Annotated in this window: 22 protein-coding genes and 1 pseudogene; 13 read left to right on the top strand and 10 right to left on the bottom strand. The window is 64.4% G+C overall.

The window, feature by feature from the left end; genetic code table 11:
• Positions 1-7 precede the first annotated feature (7 nt).
• From J8F10_RS27160 to J8F10_RS27150, 3 genes are all read right to left on the bottom strand, one after another.
• On the bottom strand, positions 8-2,284 hold the full coding sequence (locus J8F10_RS27160) for a ribonuclease R family protein (protein ID WP_210659367.1): 2,277 nt from the start codon (positions 2,282-2,284) through the stop codon (positions 8-10).
• Positions 2,285-2,381: 97 nt separating this feature from the next.
• A complete protein-coding gene (locus tag J8F10_RS27155; protein WP_210659365.1) occupies positions 2,382-3,386 on the bottom strand; it encodes a 3'-5' exoribonuclease YhaM family protein in 1,005 nt (334 codons plus the stop codon).
• Between the two features lie 80 nt (positions 3,387-3,466).
• Positions 3,467-3,949, bottom strand: coding sequence for a thiol-disulfide oxidoreductase DCC family protein (locus J8F10_RS27150; protein ID WP_210659364.1), 483 nt, complete (start codon positions 3,947-3,949; stop codon positions 3,467-3,469).
• A 211-nt stretch (positions 3,950-4,160) separates the two neighbouring features.
• Between J8F10_RS27150 and panB the strand changes: the two genes are divergently transcribed.
• The 6 genes and pseudogenes from panB to J8F10_RS27125 all read left to right on the top strand — a co-directional run bounded on the left by panB (position 4,161) and on the right by J8F10_RS27125 (position 9,316).
• Complete coding sequence (gene panB / locus J8F10_RS27145; RefSeq protein WP_210659362.1) at positions 4,161-4,967, top strand: 3-methyl-2-oxobutanoate hydroxymethyltransferase; 807 nt, start codon at positions 4,161-4,163, stop codon at positions 4,965-4,967.
• A gap of 7 nt (positions 4,968-4,974) precedes the next feature.
• Positions 4,975-5,079, top strand: a pseudogene (locus J8F10_RS40955) (hypothetical protein); the annotation flags it as partial.
• A 459-nt stretch (positions 5,080-5,538) separates the two neighbouring features.
• On the top strand, positions 5,539-5,919 hold the full coding sequence (locus J8F10_RS39310) for a WD40 repeat domain-containing protein (protein WP_246523604.1): 381 nt from the start codon (positions 5,539-5,541) through the stop codon (positions 5,917-5,919).
• A 565-nt stretch (positions 5,920-6,484) separates the two neighbouring features.
• On the top strand, positions 6,485-7,435 hold the full coding sequence (locus J8F10_RS27135) for a WD40 repeat domain-containing protein (protein WP_210659358.1): 951 nt from the start codon (positions 6,485-6,487) through the stop codon (positions 7,433-7,435).
• A gap of 475 nt (positions 7,436-7,910) precedes the next feature.
• On the top strand, positions 7,911-8,393 hold the full coding sequence (locus J8F10_RS27130) for a WD40 repeat domain-containing protein (RefSeq protein ID WP_210659356.1): 483 nt from the start codon (positions 7,911-7,913) through the stop codon (positions 8,391-8,393).
• 56 nt (positions 8,394-8,449) lie between these two features.
• Positions 8,450-9,316 (top strand): WD40 repeat domain-containing protein, encoded by an 867-nt coding sequence (locus tag J8F10_RS27125; protein WP_210659354.1) that lies wholly within the window; start codon positions 8,450-8,452, stop codon positions 9,314-9,316.
• Between the two features lie 34 nt (positions 9,317-9,350).
• Here the strand turns inward: J8F10_RS27125 and J8F10_RS27120 are convergent, their stop codons facing one another.
• The 3 genes from J8F10_RS27120 to J8F10_RS40410 form a co-directional block, all read right to left on the bottom strand.
• Positions 9,351-10,085, bottom strand: a complete 735-nt coding sequence (locus tag J8F10_RS27120) for a hypothetical protein (protein ID WP_210659352.1) — start codon at positions 10,083-10,085, stop codon at positions 9,351-9,353.
• Positions 10,086-10,112: 27 nt separating this feature from the next.
• Positions 10,113-11,438, bottom strand: coding sequence for a DUF1501 domain-containing protein (locus tag J8F10_RS27115; RefSeq protein WP_210659350.1), 1,326 nt, complete (start codon positions 11,436-11,438; stop codon positions 10,113-10,115).
• Between the two features lie 331 nt (positions 11,439-11,769).
• The gene (locus J8F10_RS40410; RefSeq protein ID WP_210659348.1) at positions 11,770-13,299 is read right to left on the bottom strand and encodes a transporter; all 1,530 of its coding nucleotides are present in this window, start codon (positions 13,297-13,299) and stop codon (positions 11,770-11,772) included.
• Between the two features lie 382 nt (positions 13,300-13,681).
• Between J8F10_RS40410 and J8F10_RS27105 the strand changes: the two genes are divergently transcribed.
• The 7 genes from J8F10_RS27105 to J8F10_RS27075 all read left to right on the top strand — a co-directional run bounded on the left by J8F10_RS27105 (position 13,682) and on the right by J8F10_RS27075 (position 21,362).
• Positions 13,682-14,941, top strand: a complete 1,260-nt coding sequence (locus J8F10_RS27105; RefSeq protein WP_210659347.1) for a hypothetical protein — start codon at positions 13,682-13,684, stop codon at positions 14,939-14,941.
• A 44-nt stretch (positions 14,942-14,985) separates the two neighbouring features.
• Positions 14,986-16,206: a CaiB/BaiF CoA transferase family protein gene (locus J8F10_RS27100; protein WP_210659346.1), complete on the top strand. Its 1,221-nt coding sequence runs from the start codon at positions 14,986-14,988 to the stop codon at positions 16,204-16,206.
• A 158-nt stretch (positions 16,207-16,364) separates the two neighbouring features.
• Positions 16,365-17,105 carry a Uma2 family endonuclease gene (locus J8F10_RS27095; protein WP_210659345.1) on the top strand — a complete coding sequence of 247 codons (741 nt, stop codon included), beginning with the start codon at positions 16,365-16,367 and terminating at the stop codon, positions 17,103-17,105.
• Between the two features lie 10 nt (positions 17,106-17,115).
• Positions 17,116-17,445, top strand: coding sequence for a hypothetical protein (locus tag J8F10_RS27090; RefSeq protein ID WP_210659344.1), 330 nt, complete (start codon positions 17,116-17,118; stop codon positions 17,443-17,445).
• 104 nt (positions 17,446-17,549) lie between these two features.
• Entirely contained in the window at positions 17,550-18,701 is a 1,152-nt protein-coding gene (locus J8F10_RS27085; protein ID WP_246524490.1) for a Gfo/Idh/MocA family protein, read from the top strand.
• Between the two features lie 26 nt (positions 18,702-18,727).
• Positions 18,728-19,582, top strand: coding sequence for a DUF1559 family PulG-like putative transporter (locus J8F10_RS27080; RefSeq protein WP_210659342.1), 855 nt, complete (start codon positions 18,728-18,730; stop codon positions 19,580-19,582).
• Positions 19,583-19,652: 70 nt separating this feature from the next.
• The gene (locus J8F10_RS27075; RefSeq protein ID WP_210659341.1) at positions 19,653-21,362 is read left to right on the top strand and encodes a sigma-70 family RNA polymerase sigma factor; all 1,710 of its coding nucleotides are present in this window, start codon (positions 19,653-19,655) and stop codon (positions 21,360-21,362) included.
• Positions 21,363-21,521: 159 nt separating this feature from the next.
• On the opposite strand, the gene J8F10_RS27070 is transcribed toward J8F10_RS27075, so the two are convergent.
• The 4 genes from J8F10_RS27070 to J8F10_RS27055 all read right to left on the bottom strand — a co-directional run bounded on the left by J8F10_RS27070 (position 21,522) and on the right by J8F10_RS27055 (position 25,172).
• Positions 21,522-22,583: a hypothetical protein gene (locus tag J8F10_RS27070; RefSeq protein ID WP_210659340.1), complete on the bottom strand. Its 1,062-nt coding sequence runs from the start codon at positions 22,581-22,583 to the stop codon at positions 21,522-21,524.
• Complete coding sequence (locus J8F10_RS27065) at positions 22,580-22,936, bottom strand: PadR family transcriptional regulator (protein WP_210659338.1); 357 nt, start codon at positions 22,934-22,936, stop codon at positions 22,580-22,582. The genes J8F10_RS27070 and J8F10_RS27065 overlap by 4 nt, the downstream gene beginning before the upstream one ends.
• Before the next feature lie 377 nt (positions 22,937-23,313).
• On the bottom strand, positions 23,314-24,249 hold the full coding sequence (locus J8F10_RS27060) for a hypothetical protein (RefSeq protein WP_210659336.1): 936 nt from the start codon (positions 24,247-24,249) through the stop codon (positions 23,314-23,316).
• Positions 24,250-24,410: 161 nt separating this feature from the next.
• A complete protein-coding gene (locus tag J8F10_RS27055; RefSeq protein ID WP_210659334.1) occupies positions 24,411-25,172 on the bottom strand; it encodes a DUF4058 family protein in 762 nt (253 codons plus the stop codon).
• Between the last annotated feature and the right edge of the window lie 34 nt (positions 25,173-25,206).

Below are 25,206 nucleotides of genomic sequence, written 5' to 3'. Positions count from 1 at the left end.
CGGGCGACTACTTCCGGCGCTTCCCGGATTTCGGGGAACGGCCGTAGTTGGGGAGGGCGCCGCCCCGGTCATCTTCCGCCTTCGGGTGCGCGTCGGCCAGCCTCAGATCGAGCATTCGCCGCTGCAGATCGACGCGCGCGACGACCAACCGCACGCGATCACCCAGGCGAAACCGGCGTTTCGTGCGCCGACCCTCGAGAGTGTGTGAACTCTCATCGAACCAGTAATAATCGTCCACCAGCGACGAAATGTGGACCAACCCTTCCGCGGGGAACCGTTCGGCCTGGGCGAAGAACCCGTAGTCCGCGACGCCGGTAATCACCGCGTCGAGCTGTTCGCCGATTCGCGAACTCAGGTACGTCAAGAGCCGCAGCTTCACCAGCTCGCGCTCGGCGGTTTCGGCCCGGCGCTCCATCTTCGAGCAGTGCTCGCCGAGCGCGACCAGTTCCTCGACGTTCGCGCTCGCGGAGCCGGTTTTGATCCACTTGTCCAGGAGCCGGTGAACCTGCAGGTCCGGGTACCGGCGAATGGGCGAGGTGAAGTGGCAGTAGTGCTGGCTGGCGAGCGCGTAGTGCTCGTCCTGAATGGGCGAGTACGCGGCCTGCTTCAAGCTCCGCAAGAGCGCGAAGTGGACCGCGGCGCGCTCCGGTTTATCAGCGGTCGCGGTCAACACGCGCTGGAGCTCGAACCGGTCCTGTACTCGTTTAATCGGGTGGCCGAGCAGGTCCGCGAACTGGGCGAAGGCTTCGAGCTTCTCCTCGTTGGGCGCCGGGTGAACGCGGCGTAAGAACGGCACCTCGTAGGTCGTGAAGTGTTCCGCAACCGCTTCGTTCGCGGCGAGCATGAACTCTTCGACGATCTGGTGACTGAGATTATTTTCGGCGAAGTGTGCCCCACTGACGCGCCCGTCGGCATCGTATTCGAGCACCGCTTCGGGCATCGTCAGTTCCAGCGCCCCGCGCCGGAACCGCTTCTTGCGGAGGAGCAGAGCCAAATCGCGCATCCGGCGGAGCATTGCCAGGAGATCGGGGGCAAGTGTTTGGTGAACCCCGACCGCAAGGTCGGGGGTGTTGCTCACGGCTTCCTTCGCACCCCCGCTCTCCTTCGTACCCCCGACCTTGCGGTCGGGGTTCACCATCGCGTCCAACTGTTCCTGCACCTGGTCGTAGGTGAACCGCTTGCGGTTGCGGATCGCACCGTTGGCGAAGCTGACGTGCCCCTTCTGCACGTTGGGTGTGAACTCCATTCGCACCGTCTTCACGTAGCGAACTTTGTTCTCTTGCAGCGACGCGAGGCCGTTGGAGATCACTTCCGGGAACATCGGAATGACCTTCTGCGGTAAGTACGCGCTCGTCGCGCGCTTGCGCGCCTCGACATCGAGTGCGCCGCCCGGCTTCACGAACGCGCCCACGTCCGCAATGTGAACCGTCAGTACCCAGTGCTTCGTCTTCGGGTCGATGGTGACGCTCACCGCGTCGTCGTAATCCTTCGCGTCGGGGGGGTCGATGGTGATGACCAGTTCGTCCGTGAAATCATCGCGCCCGTGGAGGTCGGTTTCGGAAAACTGGCTCGCGACCTGTCGGGCCTCGGCCAGTGCAGACTCCGGGAACGCTTCCGGTAACCCGAACGCGCGGATCACCGAGAGCGTGTCCACACCGGGCTGGCCGTGCGCGCCGAGCACTTCCGTCACGACGCCCTCACCGCGGTCGTCCGGCGTGGGGAACCGCAACATCTCGATGACGACTTTGTCCTGCGGCTTCGCGCCCTTTGCTCCGGGATCGCCGACCGCGATACTGTGCGTGAATGCGTTGCCGTCCACGCGGACGAGGGCCTCGCGGTCGCGCTCGAAATAAGTACCCACGAACGTGCGCGTGGCGCGTTCCAGGACGCGCACGATTTCGCCGGCCGCGTCCTTGATGTTCGTGGCCTCGCGCGTGACGCGGGCCATCACCTCGTCGCCGGTCGCGGCGTCGAGCGCCTTGTCTTCGCGAATGAAGATTTCCGGCTTGAAGGTGCCGTCGACCGTGTGCGGGCGGACGAACCCGTGCCCGGACGCGGAGCGCCGGTACACGCCGGTGACCGTGCCGTGAACGTCCGCGGCGCGGAGCGTGTTGTTCCGTGCGAGTGCGAGGCGCCCGGTGCGCACGAGCTCGCGCACGGTCTTGCGGAAGGCGGGGTACTCATCGTCGGGCAAGTTCAGGCGCTTGAACAACGGCTTCGCTTTGAGCGGGACGTAGCTCTTTGCGGTGACCGCGTGCAGGACTTTCGCGAGAAGTTCAGACATAGATTTGGCGAACGGCCGGCGTGAGCCGGCTGGTGAGACGAACGACCCTGGTGGCGCAAAAGTCGCACCAGCCGGCTCACGCCGGCCGTTCGCCGGATTAGTCGTACCCCCCGCCGCCCTCGCCGTAGAGGTCGCCGAGGGCGCCGCCCTTGTAGATTCGGCGCCCGAGGTTGTGGTTGTACGGGGTCCACGCGGTCGGGTTGTTGCGGTCGTCCTTCAGGTCGCGCAGCACCATGTGCATCCGCGTGTCCATCAGGTCGATCAGGTGCAACAGCATCGCCTCGGGGGTCATCGGCACCTTCGGGCTGCCGTATGCAAGTTCCCCGTGGTGACTCAGGATCATGTGCTGAATGCGGAGCATCAGTTCCCGCGGGAACGGTTCCCCGGTCAAGTCCGGCACCTTCGTCGCAGTCTCCGCCAGCATCGCCACCGCGATGGGGATGTGCCCGACCAGTTGGCCCTCGTCGGAGTACCCGAACGCGCGGGAGAACGTCAGCTCCCGGGTCTTACCCGCGTCGTGCAGGAAGATCCCCATCAGCACGAGGTCGCGGTCCACGACCGGGTAGAGCGGCAACACCTTGTCGGCCGCGTCCATCATCGAGATCGTGTGTTCGAGCAACCCGCCGACGTAAGCGTGGTGCAACTTCACCCCGGCCGGGCAGGTGGTGAACGCGCGCATGAATGCGTCGTCCATCAGGAAGCACTCGGCGAGCGCCCGCAGGTGCGGGTTGCTGAGCCGCAGGAGGTAGTTGCGGAGCCGCTCCGTCAGCTTCGGGATGCTCTGTTCGGTTTGCGGCAAGAAGTCCGCGAACTCGACCTTCTGCGCTTCCACCCGCTCCACGGAGGTGAGAATCACCTGGAGAGCGCCCTGGAACAGTTGCACCTTGCCCACGGCGTACAGGAAATCGCCCGGATCGAACCCGCGGGCCACGTGGTCGCCCGCGTTCCACATCCGGCCCTGAATGCCTCCGGTACGGTCCCGCAGTTCCAAAAGGAGGTAGGGATTGCCGTTCCGGTTCGCGCGGAGTTGCTTGTCCGTGACCAAATAAACGTCTTCGAGGTTATCTCCGTCGCGGAGCTGATCGACGAAACGGCGGGACATTTGAAGAAGCCTTGTCAGAAGTCGGAAAACAGAAGCCAGACGTCAGCATACGAGCGGACTAACGGATCTTCCCCCGCCGGTTACTTTCCGTCTCCCGTTCTCGGCCCCTTTTCGGCTGCCATTTTCTTCAAATCGAGCTGGCACCCGCCGTCGTGACACGGCACCAGATCGTACCGGTTTTTGGCGACCCACAAGTAAATTTTGTTGCCGATCCACGTCACGCCGGGAACATACATGAGCGGCGCGAGCGGAAGGGTCAGCGGTAATCGCCACGCCATCCACTGGAACGCGCGGTACCCGGCCGGGGCGCGCTGGCGATCGGGCGTCACGACGTGCATTTCTTCGAGCAGTCGCTTCATCTCGAGCGGGACCGCGGACGGCGGCCAGTGTGCCCGATCGCGGCAATCCTGGAAGTGGAGCCGGTTGAACCAGTCGAGCCGCTTCAGGACGCGCACCCCGCGCTGGCACAGCGCGCACATCCCGTCGTAGAGCACAACGCCCTTGCCCGGCACGGGATCGACTTCGAGGGTCTTCGGAGCGGCGGGGGCTTCGGCGATGCTCATGGACGTTCTCCCGGTGAACAAGAGCATTCTACCCCAGATACCGCCGGGGCGGGGGAAATCCAACACAGTACAATGGGGCAAGAAAGCGAAGACCTAACCCCCCACCCCCCTTCCCTAAGAAGGAAGGGGGAGCAGAACTGGCTCTTTTCTCCCCCTTCCTTCTTAGGGAAGGGGGGTGGGGGGTTAGGTTCCCTTCAGAGCGGAGCTCCTCATGAGTGCAGTTACTTCATCCAAGCAGATTACAGTTCCCGAGTTCCGCTCGGCGAAGTCGCGGGGAGCAAAACTCGCTGTTGTCACGGCTTACGACTACACCTCTGCGCGCCTCTGCGACGAAGCCGGGGTCGATTGCATCCTCGTCGGCGACTCGGTCGGGATGGTGGTGCAGGGGCACCCGACATCGCTCCCGGTCACGCTCGACGAGATGATCTACCACACCAAATGCGTGATGCGCGGCGCCCGGCGGGCGCTCGTGGTGGTGGACCTGCCGTTCATGACGTACCAGGTGAGTCCGCGCCAGGCCGTCCGTAGCGCGGGCCGACTCATGAAGGAAGCCGGTGCGCACGCGGTGAAACTCGAAGGCGGCGTGCGGATGCGCCCCGCGATCCGGGCGTGCGTGAACGCGGGCATCCCGGTGATGGGGCACATCGGGTTAACGCCACAATCCGTCCACCAAATGGGCGGCTTCAAGGTGCAGCGCGACGAGGAACAGCTCCTGGCTGATACCACGGCGGTAGAGGAAGCGGGCGGGTTCGCGGTGGTGGTGGAGAGCGTGCCCGCGGATCTGGGCGCGAAGCTGACGACCGCGGTAACGATCCCGACGATCGGCATCGGCGCGGGGGCGAACTGCGACGGTCAGGTGCTCGTGTTCCACGACATGCTCGGGCTGTACCCGGACTTCAAGCCGAAGTTCGCGAAGCGCTACGCCGACCTCGGCGCCGCGGTGAAAACGGCCGTCGAATCGTACTGCCGCGAAGTGCGCGACGGGAGTTTCCCGGCGGCGGAGCACACGTTTCGGTGAGGGCGCGATGCTGATCTTCGATTGTGGCAAGAAGAAGCGCGCGTTCCACGCCGTCGCGTTCGACCCAACCGGACAGATTCTGGCGTCGGGCGGCGACTATCAGGCGGTCATCGTTTGGGACGTCGCGACGGGCACCGAGCGGGTCCGGTTTGCGGGCTTTACTCACTCGGCCCACGCATTACAATTCCACCCGTTTAGTGGGCAGCTCCTTTTGCTATCAAGTCACGGGCTGCAGGTGTGCGATGTGCATTCCGGCGCCACCGTCACCGCAAATATGGGGAAGCGGTACGTTGGAATGCCGGCCTTCACTCAGGATCAAAATTGGGCGGTGTATTCCCACACACCCGAAGATCGTCGCTCGGTTCTGTCAGCCATTGTTCGCTTTGGTGAAGCGGACCATGCGCCCATCTGGAGCGTGCCGATCGGTGATACGGCCGACGAATCCGGGTACGCAACCGATTTGGCGTGCCTTCCCGGGGGAGAACATTTTGTGTCCGCCGAATACGTTTCTGGGCACCACTACCGAAACAGTCGACGGCGGATCGCCATCCGGTCACGGGCTGATGGGAGTTTGCTCCGATCATCACCGAACAACGTCCTCGGCTACGGGCACCGCGTGTACGGATCGCACGTGAGCGATGCGCTCGTCGTTCAAGACGGAATCTGGCTCCGAATCCATTCAATCGACGATTTAACCGCTCCACAATTCGTCGTTCGGAACGACGGTCGAAAGCACTTCACGGGTGTCGCGTTCCACCCGTCGGGGCGCTTCCTGGCGGCAACCAGCAACGACGAGACCGTGAAGCTCTACGACACCACCACCTGGGAAGTCGCGCGCACGTTCACCTGGAACATCGGCCGCATGAGGAGCATCGCGTTCTCGCCTGACGGCACTCTCGCGGCCGCCGGAGGCGATAAGGGGCAAGTCGTCGTCTGGGACGTGGATCTCTGACCCTCCGGCGGAACCGCACGGGTCCGTGCGACTCGATTCCGCAGTGATGTCTCGATTGATGGAAATGCTGCGTGCCCGCTTCCCAAAATTAAGCTGGCACCTGAACCAATCACGCGCGTTGCGGGAACCAGCGCGGAACGCACGTCCTGTTTACCGTGCCAGCACCGCATTATCATTGTGGCTCTTGTGCGGCGCAGCACATTGGTGTTCGCCCAATTCATGCCGGCCCTGAATTTCGATGAAAGTCGTTACCGATGCCCGCATGTGCGGCGCACGGTTCGCTGCAGACCGACACACGAGCGCCATGTCATCAAGCCGCGCCCGTTCACTCGGGGCGCGGGGACTTTATTCCGCGAGAGCGAAACGGCGAGCGTTTTCGCCGAGCCGTGCGCACCTTCTGACCGCGAGTTGCGACCCCGTATCTTGGGAGGCTGTGATGCTAGGTATGTGGGGAGTCGAGACGCAGCGGGGTGCTGGCGCACCTCCCAACAAGCGCTTGCTGCGACCAGCGGCGCGCCGGGCCGAATTGTCGTTCAAGACGTGAATTTGTGATCGAGGTCCGCCCATGCTCGTATTAACCGGAGCACCCGGAAACGTAACCGAACTCGCGTTCTCTTCGGATGGAAAGCTCCTCGCCGTCGGCGGCGGGCAGCGCGGGCTGGAGATGTGGGAAGTTCATACGGGCCGCAAGTGGGGGCGCTACACGGGCCAGATCCACTTCCTCGACGCCCCGACCGCCTTCCACCCCACCGAGCCGCTGTGCTTCGCCTGTGCCAACAACGCGCTCGCGGTGATCGACACGCGCTCGGAAACGGTTCAACTGTTCCCCGCTCCGACCTATCACGAGTGGCTGGAACTGCTGGCCATGACGCCCGACTGCGGGTCGTGCATCGGTCACGCACGAACGGGCCGCGGGTACGAGATGCGGCGCTACCGCTGGCGCACGAAGAAGCCGCTGGACCCGATGTGGGGTGCCCCGCTCGAGCAGCTCTCGTCCCGGTCCCGCGAGTCGCTCGACACGGCCGCGATCCGGACCAGCCCCGATGGGAAAACGTTCGCGACCCTGACCGGGGTCCGCGACCGCCGGACGTGGACGATTCAACCGCTCCGCGTGAGCTTGCGGTCCGTGAAAACCGGCGAGGTGCTCCGGCTCGCGAAGCTCCAGGCCGGAACGATTCCCGTGCTCGCGTTCGCGCCGGACGCGCGCACGTTCGTGACCTGTCGCTCGCACATCATTAACATCTGGTCGACCGAGACACTAAGCACTCCGCGCGAGGTGCGGAGCGACACCCGGCGCCACTTCACGGGGGCCGCGTTCCACCCATCCGGGAAATACCTGGCCGCCACGAGCAACGACACCACAGTGAAACTGTACGACACCACCGCCTGGAAAGTCGCGCACGCATTCACCTGGGACATCGGGCGCGTGCGGTCCGTCACTTTCTCGCCGGACGGCACACTCGCGGCCGCGGGCAGCGATACGGGCAAGGTGGTCGTGTGGGACGTGGACATCTGAAGCGCGAAACGAACGGGCGAACGGCGAGCGTGCCATGCGAATCATTCAGAGCGAACACCCGCGGCCGCTGAACCTGCTCGCGATTAGTTCCGGCGGGTTGGTCGCCGCCGCCACACTCGCGTTCGACGCTCCTGGCGATGTGGAAGTGTGGGACGCTGGGAGCGGGACGCGCCGGTGCATTCACTACGTTCCAGATCGCGAAACCGAGTGCATCGCGTTCACATCAGATGGGCAGTTCCTATTTGTTGGTGCAACGGCAGGAATAACAGTAATCGATCTACACAGTGGAGACAAAACCACGGTATCAAAATTCGCTCGCAGTTCACCCGAGTTCTCTCTCTCTGCGGATGGAACCCGGCTTGTGGTTGTGAGCCAGAGCAACAACGCTGTAGAATGTTTCGCTATTGGCGCTGGAGCACACTTTTCACTCATCTGGTCGGGCCAGTCCGACTGGCGTGAACATTATGCTCCGGCGTTGAACCGTGATGGAACGCGAGCGGCGCTGATCGCAGATACCGTTTTCGGCGGACCGGGCGGGCGCCCGAACCAACACATCCAGTTTTATGACGCACAAGGGAAATTCTCCGGTGTCATTCCACTCGACCCCACAGACCCTAAAGATGGGTTCACGTTTACTGCCGACGGTACGAAGCTACTTGTTCCCACCGGTAACCGCACGGTGCAAATGTTCGACGCGACCACCGGCGCGGCCGCGGGCGAGTTGGTTCACCCCGGTCGGCCGTATGTGACCGGAATTGCGGTCCACCCGCGCGGGATCGTGGCGTGCGCGCGCACCAATGGCACCGTCACGTTCTGGGACGCGGAGAAGCGCGAGCAACTCCGCACGTTCGACTGGAAGGCCGGGAAGCTCGTGTCCGTTGCATTCGCCCCGGACGGCGCGCTTGCCGCGGCCGGAACGGAAGACGGCAAAGTTGTTGTGTGGGACATGGACGGCTGACCGGCCCGCGGTGCATATCATGAGCGGATTGGGGCCGAATCTCATGGTGCGCACGAATGCTGATCTGGGAGGCGTACTCGCGGAAGAAGATTGACGCGCTGGCGTTCGCGCCGGACGGAGGCGCGCTGGCCCTGAGCGGGTACCACCTCGGGTGCCGGGTCATCCGATCGGACACCGGGCACCGGCTCTGGACCGTGGGCGCCAAGTGCAGGTTCGGGCTCTCGCTCGCGTTCGGGTCGGGCGGGTCGGTGCTGTGCCGGCAGAGCGGCATTTCGGTGCGCGCCGGGAGCACGGGAATCGAGTTACGGCGCTGCGGTGCGTGGTGCCAATCGTTCGCGCTGGCGCCCGACGGGCGCACCGCGTTCGTGGCCGACGGCGGGTACCAGGATCTCGTTCGGCGGTACGATCTGGAAACGGGTTCGGCACAAGGTGAGGTCGAACTCGAGTCCGGCGCGATCACCCGCAGCGTGGTGTCGCCGGACGGGAAGCTCCTGGCGGTCCTCGGCTCCAAGCGGCTCCACCTGCTCGCGGCCCACAGTTTCGAGGTGCTGGTCACGGACGCTCAGCGGGCGTTTTCCAGCGGCACGTTCGCGCTCGCATTCGCCCCGGACGGGCGCACGCTCGTGTACTCGGCCGGGCGCACGCTGTTCGTGTGGGACGTGGCGTCCGCGCGGGAAACGGCTCAGTTACAACTCGAAACGAAGTGCTTCATGGACGCAGCGTTCACTCCGGACGGGCGCCGACTGGTTACGGTGGGGAAAGAGGGCACGGCGCACATTTGGGACACCGCGACGTGGGCGTGCGAGCGGTCGTTCGCGTGGAACGTCGGTCCGCTATACGCGGTGGCCGTTGCGCCTGACGGCGCCCGCGCCGCGGTCGCCGGGGACAGCGGGCGCGTGGTGTTGTGGGATTTGGACTCGTGAGGCGATTGAGAACGGCTCGTTCTGGCACCCGGCATCACTTCGGCAGGGCCTTCGGCTCCGCTTTCGGCAGCTCTTTTGGCTTCGTGATGGTCAGTTCGTCGAACGTAGCCGCGGCGATTTGGTAGGTGGAGTGGGCGTAAAACACCCCCACCGCGACCTCGTCCGGGAAGGCCAAGTCCTGGCGCGGGGTGTGCGGCGCCGACCACTCCTTGCCGTCGAAGCTGTGCGACACGGAAACGGTCTTGTCCTTGCGCGTGATCCGAAGGTGTGTGGACTTGCCCACGGGGACTTGCACCAGTGAGCTGCCCGCGCCGCCACCGGGAAACCATGTATCCACCCACACGACCCGGTCCAAAGTGTCGAGCACATCGCCGTTGCGCTTCTGGTGGTACTGGTACAGGTGGAACTCGATGCCGTACCCGCCACCGGAAACAAGCAAGCCGGCCCGCGACCCGGGCCAGGAGTCCTCGTGCCGGTTCTTCGGGTTCGGCGGGGCCGCGTCGCCGAGTTTGACCGTCACTTCAAAGTCGCCGGTTACGGGGCGCGTCGCCCGGGGCATGTTCGAGCCCTTGCCGTAAAGCAACCCGCGGGCGGGCACGCCGCCCGTGCGCATCGTGAGTTGCTTGCCCGCGAGTTCAAACTCGCCCTGGCCCTCGGTCTTGCCCCAATATTTCGCGAGCAGTTCCTTCTCGGAGGGCGGCGGTACCGGTGCGGCGCTGACTCCGGCGACGGTGGCAGCGAACGCGACGATGGCAGCGGCGCGAATCATGGGCACGGACCTCGGTGGGAAGGCGGCTCAGTACAGCTTGTCGATCGGGAGCACGCCACCGGGAAGGATCGGGTTGGGGCGGTTCGATACGTCGTAGACCATCGCGTGCGGGTCGAGGCCCAGGTTCTTGTACACCGAGGCGAGCACGCTCGGGTACGGGATCGGGTCGTCCTTCGCTTCGCCCGCCGCGCTGTCGGTGCTGCCGATCACTTGGCCGGTCTTCATGCCGCCACCGGAGAGCAGCGCGAAGTTGACCCGGGACCAGTGATCGCGGCCCGCGTCCTTGTTGATCTTCGGGGTGCGCCCGAACTCGCCCCACACGCACACCGTGACGTCGTTCTCCAGCCCGCGCGCGTAAATGTCTTCCACCAGCGCCGAGATCCCCGTGTCGAACAACGGGAGCTGGTCCTTCAGATATTTGAAGTTGTTGCCGTGGGTGTCCCAGAATCCGTAAGCGACCGTGACGACGCGGCACCCCGCTTCGACCAACCGGCGGGCCATCAAAAGCTGGTCGTTCCACTGCGGCGCGCCGTCCCCGAGGTGCTTGGGCGACCCCTTCCCGTACCGCTGGCGCGTGCGCTCGGGTTCTTTCGTCACGTCGAGCGCTTCCACCAACTTGCTCGACGTCAGCACGTCGAACGCGCGGTCGTGGAACGTATCGGCGCTGATGCTATTGGTCTGCCCCGCGGACTTGCGGAACGCATCCATTCGCTCGAGCAGCGCCTTGCGGTCCTGGAGTTCGCCGGGCGTCACGGCGAGGTTCTTCATCACCGCGAGTTCGTCGCCGTCGACCTTTGCGGGTGCGGCCGAGCGCCCGAGATTCGCGGGGCCGGGCGTGTTGTAGGGCTTGTGCTGCATCGTGGGCGCGAGGTCGACGAAGCTCGGCACGGTCGGGTCCGTCTGGCCCTGCATCCGCGCCACGACACTCCCGAAGTGCGGCTTGTTGTCGCGCTTGGCGACGTCCATCACGGTGCCGGTGTAGCTCTGCCACGAGCTGTGCTCGTCGCGCTGCCCGACCAGCGAGCGAATGACGGCGAGCTTGTCCGCGCACTTCGCGAGTTTGGGCAGGTGTTCGCCGAACTGGATGCCGGTCACGTTCGTGGGGATCGGCTTGAACTCGCCCTTCAGTTCGGCGGGGCCGTTCGGCTTCAGGTCGAACGTGTCCTGGTGCGCCATCCCACCGGTCAGATACACCATGATGACCGACTTGTGGCTCTTCTTCCCGACCGCGGCTTCCGCGCGCATGAGGTACGGGAGCGTGAGTCCGCCGACACCGAGCGCCCCGACTTTGAGGAACGACCGGCGCGAGAGTCCGTCACAGTAGCGAGCCGGATTACCGAGAACGGTGAGCATCGACGAAACTCCGTTGCGGAGCAGAGGCGTGCGGGCGTGGGAGGGTAGTGAAGAGTGTAGCGTGGGGCGGGACGCCGTGCAACGCGCGACAGATTAGAAGGATGCACAGGGCATTATGGGAGGGCGTTACGGGCGCACAGGGCTTCCGCCCTGTGCTACGTCAGCCGGCCCCTCCGGGGCGGAAAGGCATTGGAAGCCCTGGTCTTTGCCTCAGAAGGGCTGCCTGATGTGGCGCTATTCCACAGCGGTTGATGGTTTTGTCTTCGCCCCGGAGGGGCCGACGTTTGTAGCACAGGGCGGAAGCCCTGTGTGCCTGTCATGTATCCGTGACTCAATACCGGTACCGAGCCTCGAACCGCAGTTCGTCGCGGACCAAGTACTTGCCGGTGATCCCGTGCTGCCAGCCCACGCCGAAGTCGAACGTGTCGCAGAAGAACAACCGCAGTCCCGGCCCGATCGCGGCCGAGGTGCGCTTCGCCAAGCGCTGGGAACCGAGTACAGGGTCCGTGAACAGGCCGTCCTGGAACGAGATCCCGGTCGATTCCAGCGTGCCCACCAACTGCACGTCGCGGATCGGGCGCCACAGCACGTGGTTCAAGCTCGTTGCCCAGCGCAAGTGCGCGCCCTGGTAATCCGTGTTACCGCCGATCGGAATCCACTCGACCACTTGCGCCTGCAGGTAGGTTTCTGGGGCGAGTCGAAGCCCGAAGTTCAGCCCCGGTTCCAGTGACACGTGCCCCGTTCCCAATCCCTTCCCGGTCTGCCCGATCGGGATGTACGTCCGCATCTGGAAGCCGAACAGCGCGAGTTCGCTATCGAGTAGAAGCGTTTTCGCGGTGATGCTCATGTCCGCGAATCCGGCTCCGTCCTGACCGAACGGGGAGCTGTTCACCGACCGGTACGGCACCGCGATCTGCACGCCCGCGTTGCCCATCGCGATTTCGGTAATCATGTTCAGTTCGTGGTAATCGACGTAGGGAATCGCCTTCACCAACGAGTTCGCCTTCGGCCCTCTCCCGTTCCCGTCCGCCCGCGCGAAGAAATACTCCCCGCGGTCCGGGTACGCGAAGTGGCTGCCGTAGTCCCAGCGGAACCGCGTGCTGGTCTTCGGGCGCACCGCGTCGGTGAAGAACGCGGCGTCGGCGAGCGGTTCCCACTTCGGCTGATAGCACGGATCGGGGCAGCACACGCTCGAATAAATCATCCCGATCACGCGCCCCGCCGCGGTGTGAGCGGGGAACGGTTCGCACCGCTTCCCCCCCGACCGACAGGGCACATCGCCACACGCGCCGCACGTCGAGCACCCGCCAACGGCTCCGCCACCGCCGCAAGACGAGCAGGCGTTTCCGTCCACCAACTTTGACAGCGCATCGAACGCGAGCGGCTGGCCGTTCAGCTCGATCGGACCCGCAACCACCCCCACCGGAACAGCCGACGGCGTGGTCTTCAGCGGTGGCAGCGGCGCGGGCGGGATGCTTGGGGTGGCCTTCGCGGGAACAGGCGCATCAGGCAGCGCGGGAATCGGCGGAAGGAACTCGCTCGGCGGCACAGTGGCCGGCGCCGCAGTGGGCACCACGGGTTCTGGCGTGGGCTTGGGCAGCGGCCCCGGCGAATCGGTTACCGGCGGCAATTCGATGCGTTGGGCGAGTGGCGGTTCTTCGCTCGTCCGACTCGACCCCGGCGACGCGGTCTTTTCAGAGGCCGCCGGTGAACTCGCTGTCGTTGCGCCGCCGAGTGCGGTTAGAAGCAGCGCGTCGAGCGCTTCGGTTCGCGGGGGTGGAGGGAGAACTGCGGGCGCAACTCGCTCGGACGGCACCGCGGGCGCGGACCCACGAGTGACGACCTTCGGAGCGGGTGACACACCAGATTCGGGCTCTTGTTCCGTTGCGCTGGACGACTGGCAACCAGCCGCGAGCAGCAACAGCAAGAAACGGGAGCAATACATCACCGGGCGTTTGCCCATCGCTCCCTCAAAACTCACGAATGGCCACTCACCCGGGTCACACGACCGAGCGCCTTGAGCGGCGTTCATTCTTTGTCGGTATTCCACCGCGCCGAGTTTAACGATTGTAGCGGCTCAAGAGCCGCGATTAGCTGCGGCGCCCCTTACCCACCTTCGCGCGGCATCGCATATTGCCGGCTCGATTTACTCGAAGCATTCGCGCAAAACGGCAAATGTGGCTCAAGCCGCAACTTCCTCACTGTCGATGACGGATATGGGACATTGGGTGAGGGAACCGGGCATGAGAACGCGATTCGGTGGGGCGTTCGCGGTGCTGGTGTTCGTTGCACTGGGACGCGCGCAGCAGCCGACGATCCCGGGCGCGCCGGCACTTCCCGGTGGGCCGGTTCCGGCCGTGACCGGAGCCGGTGCAGCCGCTGCTCCAGCCGCGGCTGCACCGGCCGCGCCCAAGAACATCTGGAGCTTCTTCATGAAGACTCCGGAGCAAAAGGCGCAGTGTAAAGCGCACTTCTGCAACTCGCGCATCGGCTCGTTCATTAACAACTTGCTCGTCCCGGCGGGCGTCGCGACGGGCGGACTGCTCGGGCCGATCTGTCCGCCACCGGGTCTCGGTGGACCGGGTAGCGGGGCACCGAACCCCGACGACCTGAAGAAATCACCCACCAGTCCGGAAGGGGCCGCGGCCAAGATCAAGCAGGAAGAAGCGCAAGCGAAGGCGAAGGTCGCCGCGCTGGAGTATCTGGGGACCGTCGATTGCCGCTATTACCCCGAAGCGGAAGCCGGGCTGATTACCGGGTTGCGTGCGGAGAAGAACGAGTGCGTGCGCATCGCCGCGGCGAAGGCGCTCGCGAGCGGGTGCTGTTGCTCACCGAAAATCGTGAAAGCGCTGCTCATCAGCGTGAACTGCTCGAACAAGGACGGGTTCCCGGCGGAAGCGTCCGAACTGGTCCGCACTTACGCCTTTGTCGCACTGGAACGCTGTTTACGTAAGTGCGTGGAGGAAGAGCCGGAAACACCACCCGAACCGCCGCCCGCCGCGAAAAAGGCGATGTACGAACTGCTCACACCGATGGGCGCGACCGTCGATTACTCCGCGCACATTCTGCTTGCGGCGTATTACCCGATGGAGTCACGCGAAACCGCGGCCCAAGTGTACGCAGACGCCCGGCAAGCACTCGCGCGCGGGCTGAAACTGTCACCGCAAACGATGTCGCGTCTCTCCGGGCCGAAGAACCTGCGCGACGGCGTGTTCCCGCCCGATGCGCAGCGCACCCCGACATCGGTGGCGTCAATCAGTTCGCTCGCGCTACCGTCAATGCCGTCGTTCGCGTCGATTCGCAGATCCGCGGCGGCGCCGCGCGAAATGCCGTCGGAACCGCCGTTATTTGCCCCGATGCCGGCCCCGACCGAACCACCCGTGATCCCGACGCGACAGGACACGTTCGCGGCTCCTGTCACGATGTCGCCTGCACCCACAGCTTCTGTGCGGAGCGGGCGCGGGAATCTCTCCTCCATCTTCCAGGATGCGTGGAAGCGGTGACGGCCGCTGCGAACCGGCCGTACAATTCGGCAAGGAGGTTCGCCATGCTGCCCTTCGCACCCGATACGGTCCCGACGCTCCACGGCGTTCGTGTACTCGACGCGGCCCGCGTACTTGCGGGGCCGTTTTGCGGTCAGTTGCTCGCGGACCTTGGCGCGGACGTCATCAAGCTCGAACGCCCCGGCGCGGGCGACGACACCCGCGGATGGGGGCCGCCCTACGTACCGGGGTTCAACGACCTCTCGGCGTACTTCCTCTCGTGCAATCGCGGCAAACTTTCGCTGACCCTCGACATCGCTAGCCCCGACGGGAGTGACATCTTCCATCGGTTACTGGCGAAATGTGACGTGCTGATCGAGAACTTTCGCACGGACAGCGCGGAGAAACTCGGACTCACGCCCGATGCGCTCCTCGCGCGCCACCCGAAACTGATCGCGTGCTCGATCTCCGGGTTCGGTCGCACGGGACCGATGAAGGATGCGCCCGGCTACGACTTCGCCATTCAAGCACTCAGCGGGCTGATGAACATCACCGGGCCGGCCGAAGGACCGCCCTACAAGGTCGGCGTCGCGCTCGCGGATATTCTCACCGGCCTCTACGCCTCGAACGCGATCCTCGCCGCGCTCCATGCACGCGCCCGAACGGGGCACGGCTACGCGATCGACATCGCTCTCGCGGATTGCGCTCTCGCGGCTCAAGTGAACGTCGCCCAAGCGTTCCTCACGAGCGTCAAGCTTCCGCAGCGACAAGGGAACGCGCACCTGCAAATCGTGCCGTACCAGCTCTTCGCCACCGCCGACGGCTGGCTCGTTCTCAACGTTGGCAACGACGGCCAATGGAGAGCGTTCTGCGCCGCGGCGAGGGAAGCCGAACTCGGTGCGGACCCGCGGTTCGCGACGAACCGGCAGCGCGTCGAGCTTCGCGCGGAAGTGGTGCCGAAAGTCGAAGCGATCATGAAGCGGTTCCCTACGAACGAATGGGAGACGCGCTTGAGTGAAGCGAATGTGCCGCACGCGGTCGTGCGCACCTATGCGGACGTGTTCGCCGACGAACAGACGCTCGCGCGCGGAATGAAGCTCACGGTCCGCGATCCGGCCGGCAACCCGGTCGACCTGATCGGCTCACCCGTACAACTCCACGGCGCGCCAAACGCGCCCCCCACCATGCCCCCGTGCCTCGGCGAGCAAACGGAAAAGGTACTGGGGGAACTGTTGGGCTTGGGCGCGGAGGAGGTGAAAGCACTGAAGGAGAAGGGCGTGGTGTGAAAGCTCCACCCGCTCGTTGACACTCGCGGCTCGCCATACGACTCAGGCGAACCGCGAGTGTCAACGAGCGGGTGGGTGCCACAGTGTGAGCGTTCGACCTTCCGCTTTCGTGCCCCCGAAGATAAACTCCGATCGCGTTTGATGTAGGAGGGTTTCGCATGACGCCGGCCGGTCCGCCCAACCTCGATTTGGGCCGAATCAAGGTGCTGTACGAGCGCGCGGAGCAACGGTACCTCCGGGCCTTGCCGCTGGAGCACTTCATGGAATCCACGACGCAGGCCACGCAGCGCAAGATCACCGTCGAGAGCTTCGACCTGATCCACGTGAGCCGGCCCGACGTCCAGTGCTTCAACGAGCTTCTTGTACAGTACCCGCCGCCGGGCGGCGACCCCGACAAGCCCGGTCAGGTGGTGCCCGACAACATGGTCATCATCCACCCGCGGCCCATTGTCGCCGATGGCAGTTACATGACTCCGCTGCAACCAGTGGGGCCGTTCCTCGTCATCGAGTACGTCTCGAAAGCGAGCGTGCGGAAGGACGCAGAAGTGAGCTACGAGAAGTACGAGAGGGAGCTGAAGGTTCCGTACTACCTGCTCTTTTACCCGGACGCGGACGAACTCACGCTGTTCCGCCTCGGTGAGGATGGGTACGTCACCACACGACCCAACGCAAACGGGCGCTACCCAATTCCCGAACTCGAAGTCGAGGTCGCCCTTCTGGGCGGTTGGGTGCGGTACTGGTTCCGCGGAGAACTACTCCCACTACCGGGCGACTTGCTGAAAGAGCGCGACGCCGAGCGCAAGGCCAGACTCGCCGCCGAGAAACGGGCATCCGAGGCCGATGCCGAACTCGCGAAACTCCGCGCGGAGTTGGCGAAGGCAAAGGGACAACAACCATAGGGGTTCACTCATGCGCCCCTGCCGCCAGTGCCGCGCGCCGATCGAGAACCACGTCGGGGCATGTCCGCAGTGCGGAACCGCCCAAGACGACGGACCAAAGGTCAATTCCGGCTCACCGCCACCCGCTTCGCACCGCGGGTTCGTGCGGCAACTTCTTAACGCTCTCGCCGACATTACCGGGTTGGTTCCGGCGCTCGCCCCAGCTATCTTCGCCCTACCTCTCGTCGCCGGTGGGTTAATCGGCTACCTCGTCGCGGAGTCAAATGGCGCAGTGATCGGCGCCACCGCCGCACTCGCACTCCTTATCGGCATCGCGATCTGGGCCGAATCTGGGGGCTGACACCCCGCACGGCGTCCTTACAATCTCAGGCACGTTCCCGTTCTCCAACCTCTTCCGGGGAGTTCTTCGTGCCGACCAACGCGCCACTGAACCGCAAACTTCGCATGGGCCTCATTGGGGGCGGACAAGGCGCCTTCATCGGCCGCGTCCACGCTACCGCCGCGGTGCTCGATAACCGCGCCGCGATCGTCGCCGGGGCGCTGTCCAGCGATCCCGCCCGCTCGAAGGCGTCCGCGGCCGACTACGACATCCCGACCGAGCGCGCCTACGGCTCCTACAAGGAGATGGCCGAGACCGAGGCCAAGCGCGCCGATAAGGTGGATTTCGTCAGCATCGCGACGCCCAACCACACACACTTCGAGATCGCGAAGACGTTCGTCGAGGCCGGGTACAACGTGATCTGCGACAAGCCGCTCACGTTCGACCTCGAACAGGCCGAGGAGCTGCTGAAGGTGGTCGAGAAGTCGGGCGTGGTGTTCGCGGTCACGCACAACTACACCGGCTACCCGCTCGTGCGCCAGGCGCGCGAGATGGTCCTCAACGGCGACCTCGGCGAGATCAACGCAGTCCGCTCCAACTACATCCAGGGCTGGCTCCGCACGCGGCTCGAATCGAGCGACCAGAAGCAGGCCAAGTGGCGCACCGACCCGAAGCAGAGCGGCATCGCCGGGTGCTTCGGCGACATCGGCACGCACGCCTACAACCTGGGCCGCTTCATCACTGGGCTGCTGCCGAATGAGATTTCGTGCAGCCTGAAGGTCTTCGAGGAAGGCCGGGCGCTCGACGATTACGGCGTGGCGCTGGTGCGGTTCGAGAACGGCGCGCTCGCGACCGTGACCGCGTCGCAGATCTCGCACGGGCGCGAGAACGACCTGTTCATCGAAGTGGACGGCACGAAGGGCGCGATCGAGTGGCACCAGGAGGAGCCGAACAAGCTCCTCGTGCGGAAGAACGGCGAGCCGCACAAGCTCTACACGCGCAACGGCGGACCATATCTGGGCGCGGCGCACGGGGCCAGCGTCCGGCTGCCGAGCGGCCACCCGGAAGCGTTCTTCGAGGCGTTCGCCAACGTTTACAACACCGCTTACGACGCAATGGTGAAGCGCGCCAACGGCGAGAAATTCGAGACCACGAACACGGTCTACCCGAACATTTATGACGGCGTTGAGGGTATGCTGTTCATCACGAAGTGCGTCGAGAGCAGCAAGGCGAACGGCGGGTGGATTCCGTTCCGCCACCCCAAGAGCCGCAAATAACCGTTTTGCGCACGAGGAGCCGCGACATGCCGCGCCGGTACATCGTCGTGATGATCGTGCTCCTCGTTGTCGCGGGCGCCGGTGGCCTGTTGGTCACCGGCGTTTGCCGCGTGCGCGAAGCGGCCGCGCGGATGATGTGTACGAGTCACTTCAAACAGTGGGCGCTCGCCCTCCACAACGCTGCTGACACATTTCCAGTTGAGCGGAACGAGAAACAGGTCAGCGCATTTCTGTCCGGTACCATTCCCCATGCCGATCTTCCTCCCGAACAGCGACTGAGTTGGTTCATCTCGGTTCTGCCGTACATGGAGCAAGATGAAGTCTTGCGTCAAATTAATGTGAGACACGGAGCAAATGATCCGAGCAACGGGTTCTTGACTACTTACCGGTTCCCTCAACTCGTTTGCCCGGCCTCGGGAGAATACGACCGTAGTTCACGCGAGTGGAAGTCGACCGGGCCGCTTGCGCACTACATCGGTGTTGCGGGCGTCGGGGTGGATGCCGCAACTTTGCCCCTCGGTCACCCCAAAACGGGTGTGTTCGGCTACGATCGCCGCACCGCGTTACCGAACGACATTCCCGATGGCACGTCCAACACCCTGTTGCTCATCGAGACCTCCCAAAACCCCAAGCACTGGGCCTTCGGTGGTCCCGCAACCGTCCGCGGGTTCGTGCCAGAATCAGCGCCCTACCTCGGTGACGGTCGGCCGTTCGGGGGCTGGCACGGCAACCATGCGGTGTGGTCCAGTAAGAAATCGCATTACTGTATCGTCGCATTTGCGGACGGCGCAGTACATTCGCTCACCAACGCGACCGCACCCGAGGTACTGGAAGCGCTCGCCACGGTCGCCGGAAAAGAAGAGCTGCCCGCGAACTGGTAATCATTTCGCAGATGTGAACCGCGACCCCGCGCCTCTTTAACTTGTGGCCGTGGCAATCGCGGGGTCTCTAATGTCGCAAAAACCGCTCCTTCACACGCTTTCCACCACTCTCGGGTTGACCGATACCGCCCCGGACGGGGAGCTGCTCCAGCGTTTCGCAGAGGTCGGCGACCAGACGGCCTTTGAGCTGGTCGTGCGTCGGCACGCCGATCTGGTGTGGGGCGTGTGCCGGGCCGTGCTGCCCGGTGACACGCACACCGCGGAAGATGCGTTCCAGGCGACGTTCCTCGCCCTCGCGCGGAGAGCTGATTCGATCCGCGACGGTTCGGCCGCCGGGTGGCTGTTCCGCGTCGCCCGGAACGCGGCCGTTCGTGCCCGCACGCGGGCGACCCGACGCAGAGTCAGCGCGCTTCCCGACGCACTTGCGTGTACGGGCGCGCCCGTTGAAGAGGAAGCCGCACGGCAAGAAGTCGCGCCGGTCGTCGCGGAAGAAGTGGACCGGCTCGGAGCGACCCTCCGTGACCCAATCGTGCTGTGCTTCTTCGAGGGGCACACGCACGCGGAAGCCGCGAACCGGCTCGGGTGGCCGATCGGTACGGTCGCGAGCCGGCTCGCGCGTGCGAAGGACGTGCTCCGCGACCGGCTCACGCGCCGCGGGGTCGCGCTTCCCGCCGCGGGACTGACCGCGGTCTTCGCTTCCACCTCGGCGCCAGCTTCACCCCTCGTTCGTTCGACACTCGCGATTGCCACCGGTCCGGCGAACCAGATTTCACCGGCCGTTCTTTCCCTCACACACGGAGTGCTCTCCGCCATGCGATTTACGCAACTCAAGGCAACCGCCGCACTTGTCTTCGTCGCCCTCGGGCTATCGGTCACACTCGCCGCGGTCTCTCGTAACACAACCGAGCCGGCAATGGGTGGTTCCGCACCGCTCGCCGCGCGGAGCGCGGCACCGGTGCCAAAGGACAAACCGACTGCGAAGGAATTGGAAGCCAGGGAACTGAAGGCACTCAAAGGTGAATGGCGGGTGGTGAAGTTGGAAACGGACCGAAAAAATGAGCGCGAGTTGGCCGGACTGCGATTCGCGTTCACCGACAACCACCTCGCGATCCGTTCGGCTAACGAAGATGAAAACGAGAATTTCACGGTAGGACTCGTCCCGACCGAATCGCCACGGCACGTCGATCTGACGATCGAGAACCCGGAGAAGGGGGAACGGGATGCGGGCAAGGTCGCGCGCGGCATTTACGAATTAAAAGGCGACACTCTCACACTGTGCGTGCGCCACTTCGCGGCCGACGACGCGAACCGGCCGACCGCGTTCAAGTCGGGCGAGGGATTGGTTCTCACCGTACTCGAACGGGTGAAGGACGAGAAGGAAGAACTGAAAGCGCTCGCGGGCGAGTGGAGGGCAGTGAAAGTGATCGCCTTGGGCCAGGAGGTAGGGGCCGACGAACTGGCGAAGAGGAAGATGATGTGGTTCTTCGACGGAGCGGAAATGTTAATGACCGGCGAAGGCGAGAAAGGCGATAAGGCCACGATCAAGCTCGACCCGTCCGCCGCGCCGGCAACGATCGACCTGAGCGGCAAGGACGATAAGGGGACGGAGAGCAAGCTTCCCGGCATTTACTTCCGACAAGGCGACAGGCTCACGGTCTGCTACGCCCACCAGGCGCTCCCACCCCCGCAGAATATGGGCAAAGATCCGGTCCGCCCGACGGAGCTAAAGGCGGGCGACGGGGTCGTGTTCATCGTCTTTGAACGCGCCCCCAAGAAGTGAGATCGAATCGTGCTGATTGGCAATCTTCTGTAGCCGGCCTCTGTGAGGCCGGGCATCCTGTGATCGTGGCTGCCCGGCCTCGCAGAGGTCGGCTACAGAAGGCAGTTAAAACGCAGTTGTATGAGCGAAGCGCTCCGCACGCCGCCCACCTCGGGGCAGTCACATCGACGCTGTGACAACGTCGTAAACCGCCGCACCCCACGGAATTAGCACCACGAAGCACACGACCGCAACCCACATCCCGTGCCGGGACTCGAAACTGTTACACAGCGGGCAGAACGCGGCACGGGTCGCTTGTGGGAATTTCGCAGTCACGGCGCCCAGAATGCCCCACCACAGGGCCACCGCACCGAACCCAACGAACAGCGCGGCCGCGAGTGGCGCCCAACGCGGGCTGACGGGAATCGTCGCGAGTAGCTTCCGGTCCTCCTCCACTTGCGACGCGATTCGCTCCTTCCATTCCCGGCGTGCCCGGGCGTCCCGTTCCTCTTGCAACGCGATTCGCTCCTTCCATTCTTGACGCATTTGGGCGTCCCGGATCTCGCCGGCGCTGCGCGGAACCGGGTCCGGTCGGTCGAAGTGCTCGACGCGCTGGGCACTTGCGGCAACCTCGCTCCCCGTAATCCCGCCCACGACAACGGGCCACACAACGAGCGCGATCAGGAGCACGAGACTCACGAGCACCACCGGCGGGTAGAGCAGCCACTTCCGCCCCGCGCCCAGCACGATACCCTTCTCTTGCGCCACCGCCAGCCCCGCCCGCGCCAGGATGTAACTCACCACGAGCGCGATCGGGAACACGATCATCGTGAGGGCGCCGAGCGCGAACACCCCGAACGACAGGTACGGCAGGCGCCAGTCTTCCGGCCCGTTCCAAAGGGTGAACCGGACCCGCTTCGCGCGCTCCATCGCGCCGGCCCGGGCGTCGCGCAGGCGCTCCCGGAGTAAGTGCCGGGCGCGATTGAACAGGGTGGGGTCGTTTGTCGTGCCCCACTGCGACGGCGGGCCGAGCTTCGTCAGCACGGCGTCCAGGGCCGGGAGCGATACCGGGCGCGGGGCCGCGTGCAGTTCGTTCTCGACGTGCTCGCGGATGTCCGCCTCGATCTCGTCCGGGCTCACGTCGCCCGTACCGGCCAGGGCCGCGCGCACGTGGCTCAGGTAGCCGTCGAACCGCGCCGCGGCTTCCGGTGACAGGCCCAAATCCGCAGGTGTGTACGTCATGAAAGTGACTCCGCGACAGTGACTGCCTCGATGCCGTCCCGCACTTCCGCCCACGCGGTCAGCATCTGCCCCAGCAGTTGCCGGCCCCGGTCCGTGAGCTGGTAATACTTGCGCGCCGGTCCCTCGGGCGACTCGGCCAGTGTCGTCTCCACGAGCCCTTCCTTCTTGAACCGGCTCAGAATCGGGTAGATCGTTCCTTCGCCCATCACGAGCCCGTCAATGGCCGAGAGCCGCTTCACGATGTCGTAGCCGTACATTCGCCGATCCTTGCCCTTCAACGAAGCCAAGACACACAGCTCCAGCAGCCCCTTCCGCATCTGCGTGGTCCAATTTGCGAGAAAATCGGCACTCATGTATCACACTATACTCTCATGCAAGGTAGCTGTCAATGGACTGAAGTGCGAAATGCGGACGGAAGCGAATTTGCACAAAATCAGAGGGGATGTGAGTGAGGCTTATCTATCCGGGAGTCGAGGCGCAACGGACCGAATATTTACTTCTGTACACTTAGTTGGGGTAAAATGGCTGTGCGTAGCCGGACGGGTTACGAAGCCTCGTGCAACCCGTCCGGGCGCAGCAGTTAAAGTGCTTGGGGGCGTTTCGATTGGGTAACAATCGAGTGTTCTGTAACAGACTGCTACTCATTCAGTTGCGGCAATTCGCTAACAATTCGAGGCCCCCAAAAATGTTAGCAAATGTTAGCCGATGCCAGGATCCCGAGGCGAATGCGTCAGTGATCAGAGATGTTGGCGACTTCGCGTGCGAACCGAGTGGTGAATTTGTCCGCGCCGCGTTTCAGGACGTGGTGCGAATCGTAGAAGTCGTCTTCGTCGAGCCACAACCGGGCGTCAATGATTGATGCGCCGTACTCACGCGCAACGCGAGTGATGTACTCGTCGAACCGCGCCAGGCCGTCGGGGTTGTACCAACTTCGGAACGTCGGTCCCTCGGGCGAGCGCAACAGGACCACGCGGATTCCGTGATCGGTGATTTCGCGCAGCGTGTCCCGGAACGCCAGATCCGCCCCCGGGCGCACGACCATGCTCTGCGTAAGAGGGCCGTTCCGCTCCAGTGCGAGTGCGGTGCGCTTCGCGCGTTCGGCCGGGCTGACGTCCGTTTCGATGATCTGGTGCCCGCCGCGCGGGTTGTGGATCTCGTACCCCGCGAACGGGTCGGCGACCCGCGCGAGGTCGGGCGCGCGGGTGAGTCGGTGGCGCAGGAAGTAGTAGTCGTAGTCGAACGGCCTGTCCGCGTACCGGCGCACCAGCGGCATGTCCGTTACCGCGAAGTGGCCGGACACGAACCGGCTGTTCTCTTTGACGAAGTACGGCGGTGTGATCTCGAGTGCGACCACCGAGGGCCTCACCCCGTCGCGCAGAAGCCGGTGTACGATCACGCGATTCAGCGTCGGCCCCGCACCGACGTGTGAGCCGTTCACCCAGTAGGTACCAGTCGTTTCCGGCAACTGTTCCGGGCGGAACGCCCACACTGTGCGCGAACTCCCAAGGAGCACTCCAAGTGGGCGCTCCGGGTATTCGGCCGCCGCACTACGGATGAAGCGCAGGCGCGCGTGGTAATCGGTGTCCGTAATTTCAGGAACGACGGTTTCGGCAATCGCCCAGATTCCCAGGAACACCATCACGAACGCTGCAGGAAATAATGTCACTGCGTGCCGGGACAGAGCGCGGGCACGGGGCCGGTTCGGGGCGGCAAGAACATCGGGCGATCGGCGCCAAATCCGGGCGGCTGGTTCGCGCGACAAAGAGAGGGACATATTCGGTACACCGGACCGCTGTTTCGTTAAACGCCGCCGACGCGATCTTGCCATCAAACGGGCGCCGGATCGAGCAGCGCGCGGTCTTGAGGGAGAACGTCCGCGAACGCTATCTGATACGCCCGTTCGAGGGGCACGTTTACATACTCTTCCGGTTCGAGGAACAGTGGCATGTCCGGCAACGCATCGCCAACCGCCAGCGGTTGAACGTAACACCGATGCGGGCTACCCGCTGCGTCACCGGCCTCGTAAGCGACAACCGTGAGCGGCTTGTCTGCGGGTTGCGTGTAATCGTCGCCACCAAGTCGCGGCCAAATTACACCATGAATCCCGTTCGGGTCGCGTTTACTCGGCGGGAACGGGTCGATTATTAGCGCGTGAATCCCGGCCTCGACTGCTTGTACCGCTTTCTTGACGAACGTGCGCAGCGGGTGGGCCGAAGATTTGTTCCCGGGCGACACCAGCTCGACAATCGCAATGAGTCGATCGTTACTGGAATGCCGAATCGCGAGCCGCTTCTGTTTGAATCCGGGCACGCGCGGTGCCGACGACGCGGCGATCGCTACGCGCGGGGGCGCGGACGGGACCATCAGCCGCGTGGCCCCGGGTACGTCGGGCGGGCTCTCGGAGGGCGGGTTCCGCGTCTGGAGTGTGAGTACGTCCGGCCCCATCGTTCGCATCGTCTGTTCCGCGCGTGCGTAGTAGCCGGGAGGAAGCACCCCGTCGTTCAAGACACGGCGAATCGCGACCAACAACCCGGTATGGAAATCGTGGTAGACGTAAGCTCCGACGCGGGTCCAGTCGTGCAGCGGCATGGCGCCTCCCGGTGCAACACACTCGATGAGTGTA

This window comes from Gemmata palustris, from assembly GCF_017939745.1.
GTDB lineage: Bacteria > Planctomycetota > Planctomycetia > Gemmatales > Gemmataceae > Gemmata > Gemmata palustris.
This window is presented reverse-complemented; position numbering and strand designations above follow the sequence as displayed.

Coding starts and splice junctions, on each gene's coding strand:
- J8F10_RS27160 (WP_210659367.1), bottom strand. CDS start 2,284: ATGTCTGAACTTCTCGCGAAAGTCCTGCACGCGGTCACCGCAAAGAGC.
- J8F10_RS27155 (WP_210659365.1), bottom strand. CDS start 3,386: ATGTCCCGCCGTTTCGTCGATCAGCTCCGCGACGGAGATAACCTCGAA.
- J8F10_RS27150 (WP_210659364.1), bottom strand. CDS start 3,949: ATGAGCATCGCCGAAGCCCCCGCCGCTCCGAAGACCCTCGAAGTCGAT.
- panB (WP_210659362.1), top strand. CDS start 4,161: ATGAGTGCAGTTACTTCATCCAAGCAGATTACAGTTCCCGAGTTCCGC.
- J8F10_RS27135 (WP_210659358.1), top strand. CDS start 6,485: ATGCTCGTATTAACCGGAGCACCCGGAAACGTAACCGAACTCGCGTTC.
- J8F10_RS27125 (WP_210659354.1), top strand. CDS start 8,450: ATGCTGATCTGGGAGGCGTACTCGCGGAAGAAGATTGACGCGCTGGCG.
- J8F10_RS27120 (WP_210659352.1), bottom strand. CDS start 10,085: ATGATTCGCGCCGCTGCCATCGTCGCGTTCGCTGCCACCGTCGCCGGA.
- J8F10_RS27115 (WP_210659350.1), bottom strand. CDS start 11,438: ATGCTCACCGTTCTCGGTAATCCGGCTCGCTACTGTGACGGACTCTCG.
- J8F10_RS27105 (WP_210659347.1), top strand. CDS start 13,682: ATGAGAACGCGATTCGGTGGGGCGTTCGCGGTGCTGGTGTTCGTTGCA.
- J8F10_RS27100 (WP_210659346.1), top strand. CDS start 14,986: ATGCTGCCCTTCGCACCCGATACGGTCCCGACGCTCCACGGCGTTCGT.
- J8F10_RS27095 (WP_210659345.1), top strand. CDS start 16,365: ATGACGCCGGCCGGTCCGCCCAACCTCGATTTGGGCCGAATCAAGGTG.
- J8F10_RS27090 (WP_210659344.1), top strand. CDS start 17,116: ATGCGCCCCTGCCGCCAGTGCCGCGCGCCGATCGAGAACCACGTCGGG.
- J8F10_RS27085 (WP_246524490.1), top strand. CDS start 17,550: ATGGGCCTCATTGGGGGCGGACAAGGCGCCTTCATCGGCCGCGTCCAC.
- J8F10_RS27080 (WP_210659342.1), top strand. CDS start 18,728: ATGCCGCGCCGGTACATCGTCGTGATGATCGTGCTCCTCGTTGTCGCG.
- J8F10_RS27075 (WP_210659341.1), top strand. CDS start 19,653: ATGTCGCAAAAACCGCTCCTTCACACGCTTTCCACCACTCTCGGGTTG.
- J8F10_RS27070 (WP_210659340.1), bottom strand. CDS start 22,583: ATGACGTACACACCTGCGGATTTGGGCCTGTCACCGGAAGCCGCGGCG.
- J8F10_RS27065 (WP_210659338.1), bottom strand. CDS start 22,936: ATGAGTGCCGATTTTCTCGCAAATTGGACCACGCAGATGCGGAAGGGG.
- J8F10_RS27055 (WP_210659334.1), bottom strand. CDS start 25,172: ATGCCGCTGCACGACTGGACCCGCGTCGGAGCTTACGTCTACCACGAT.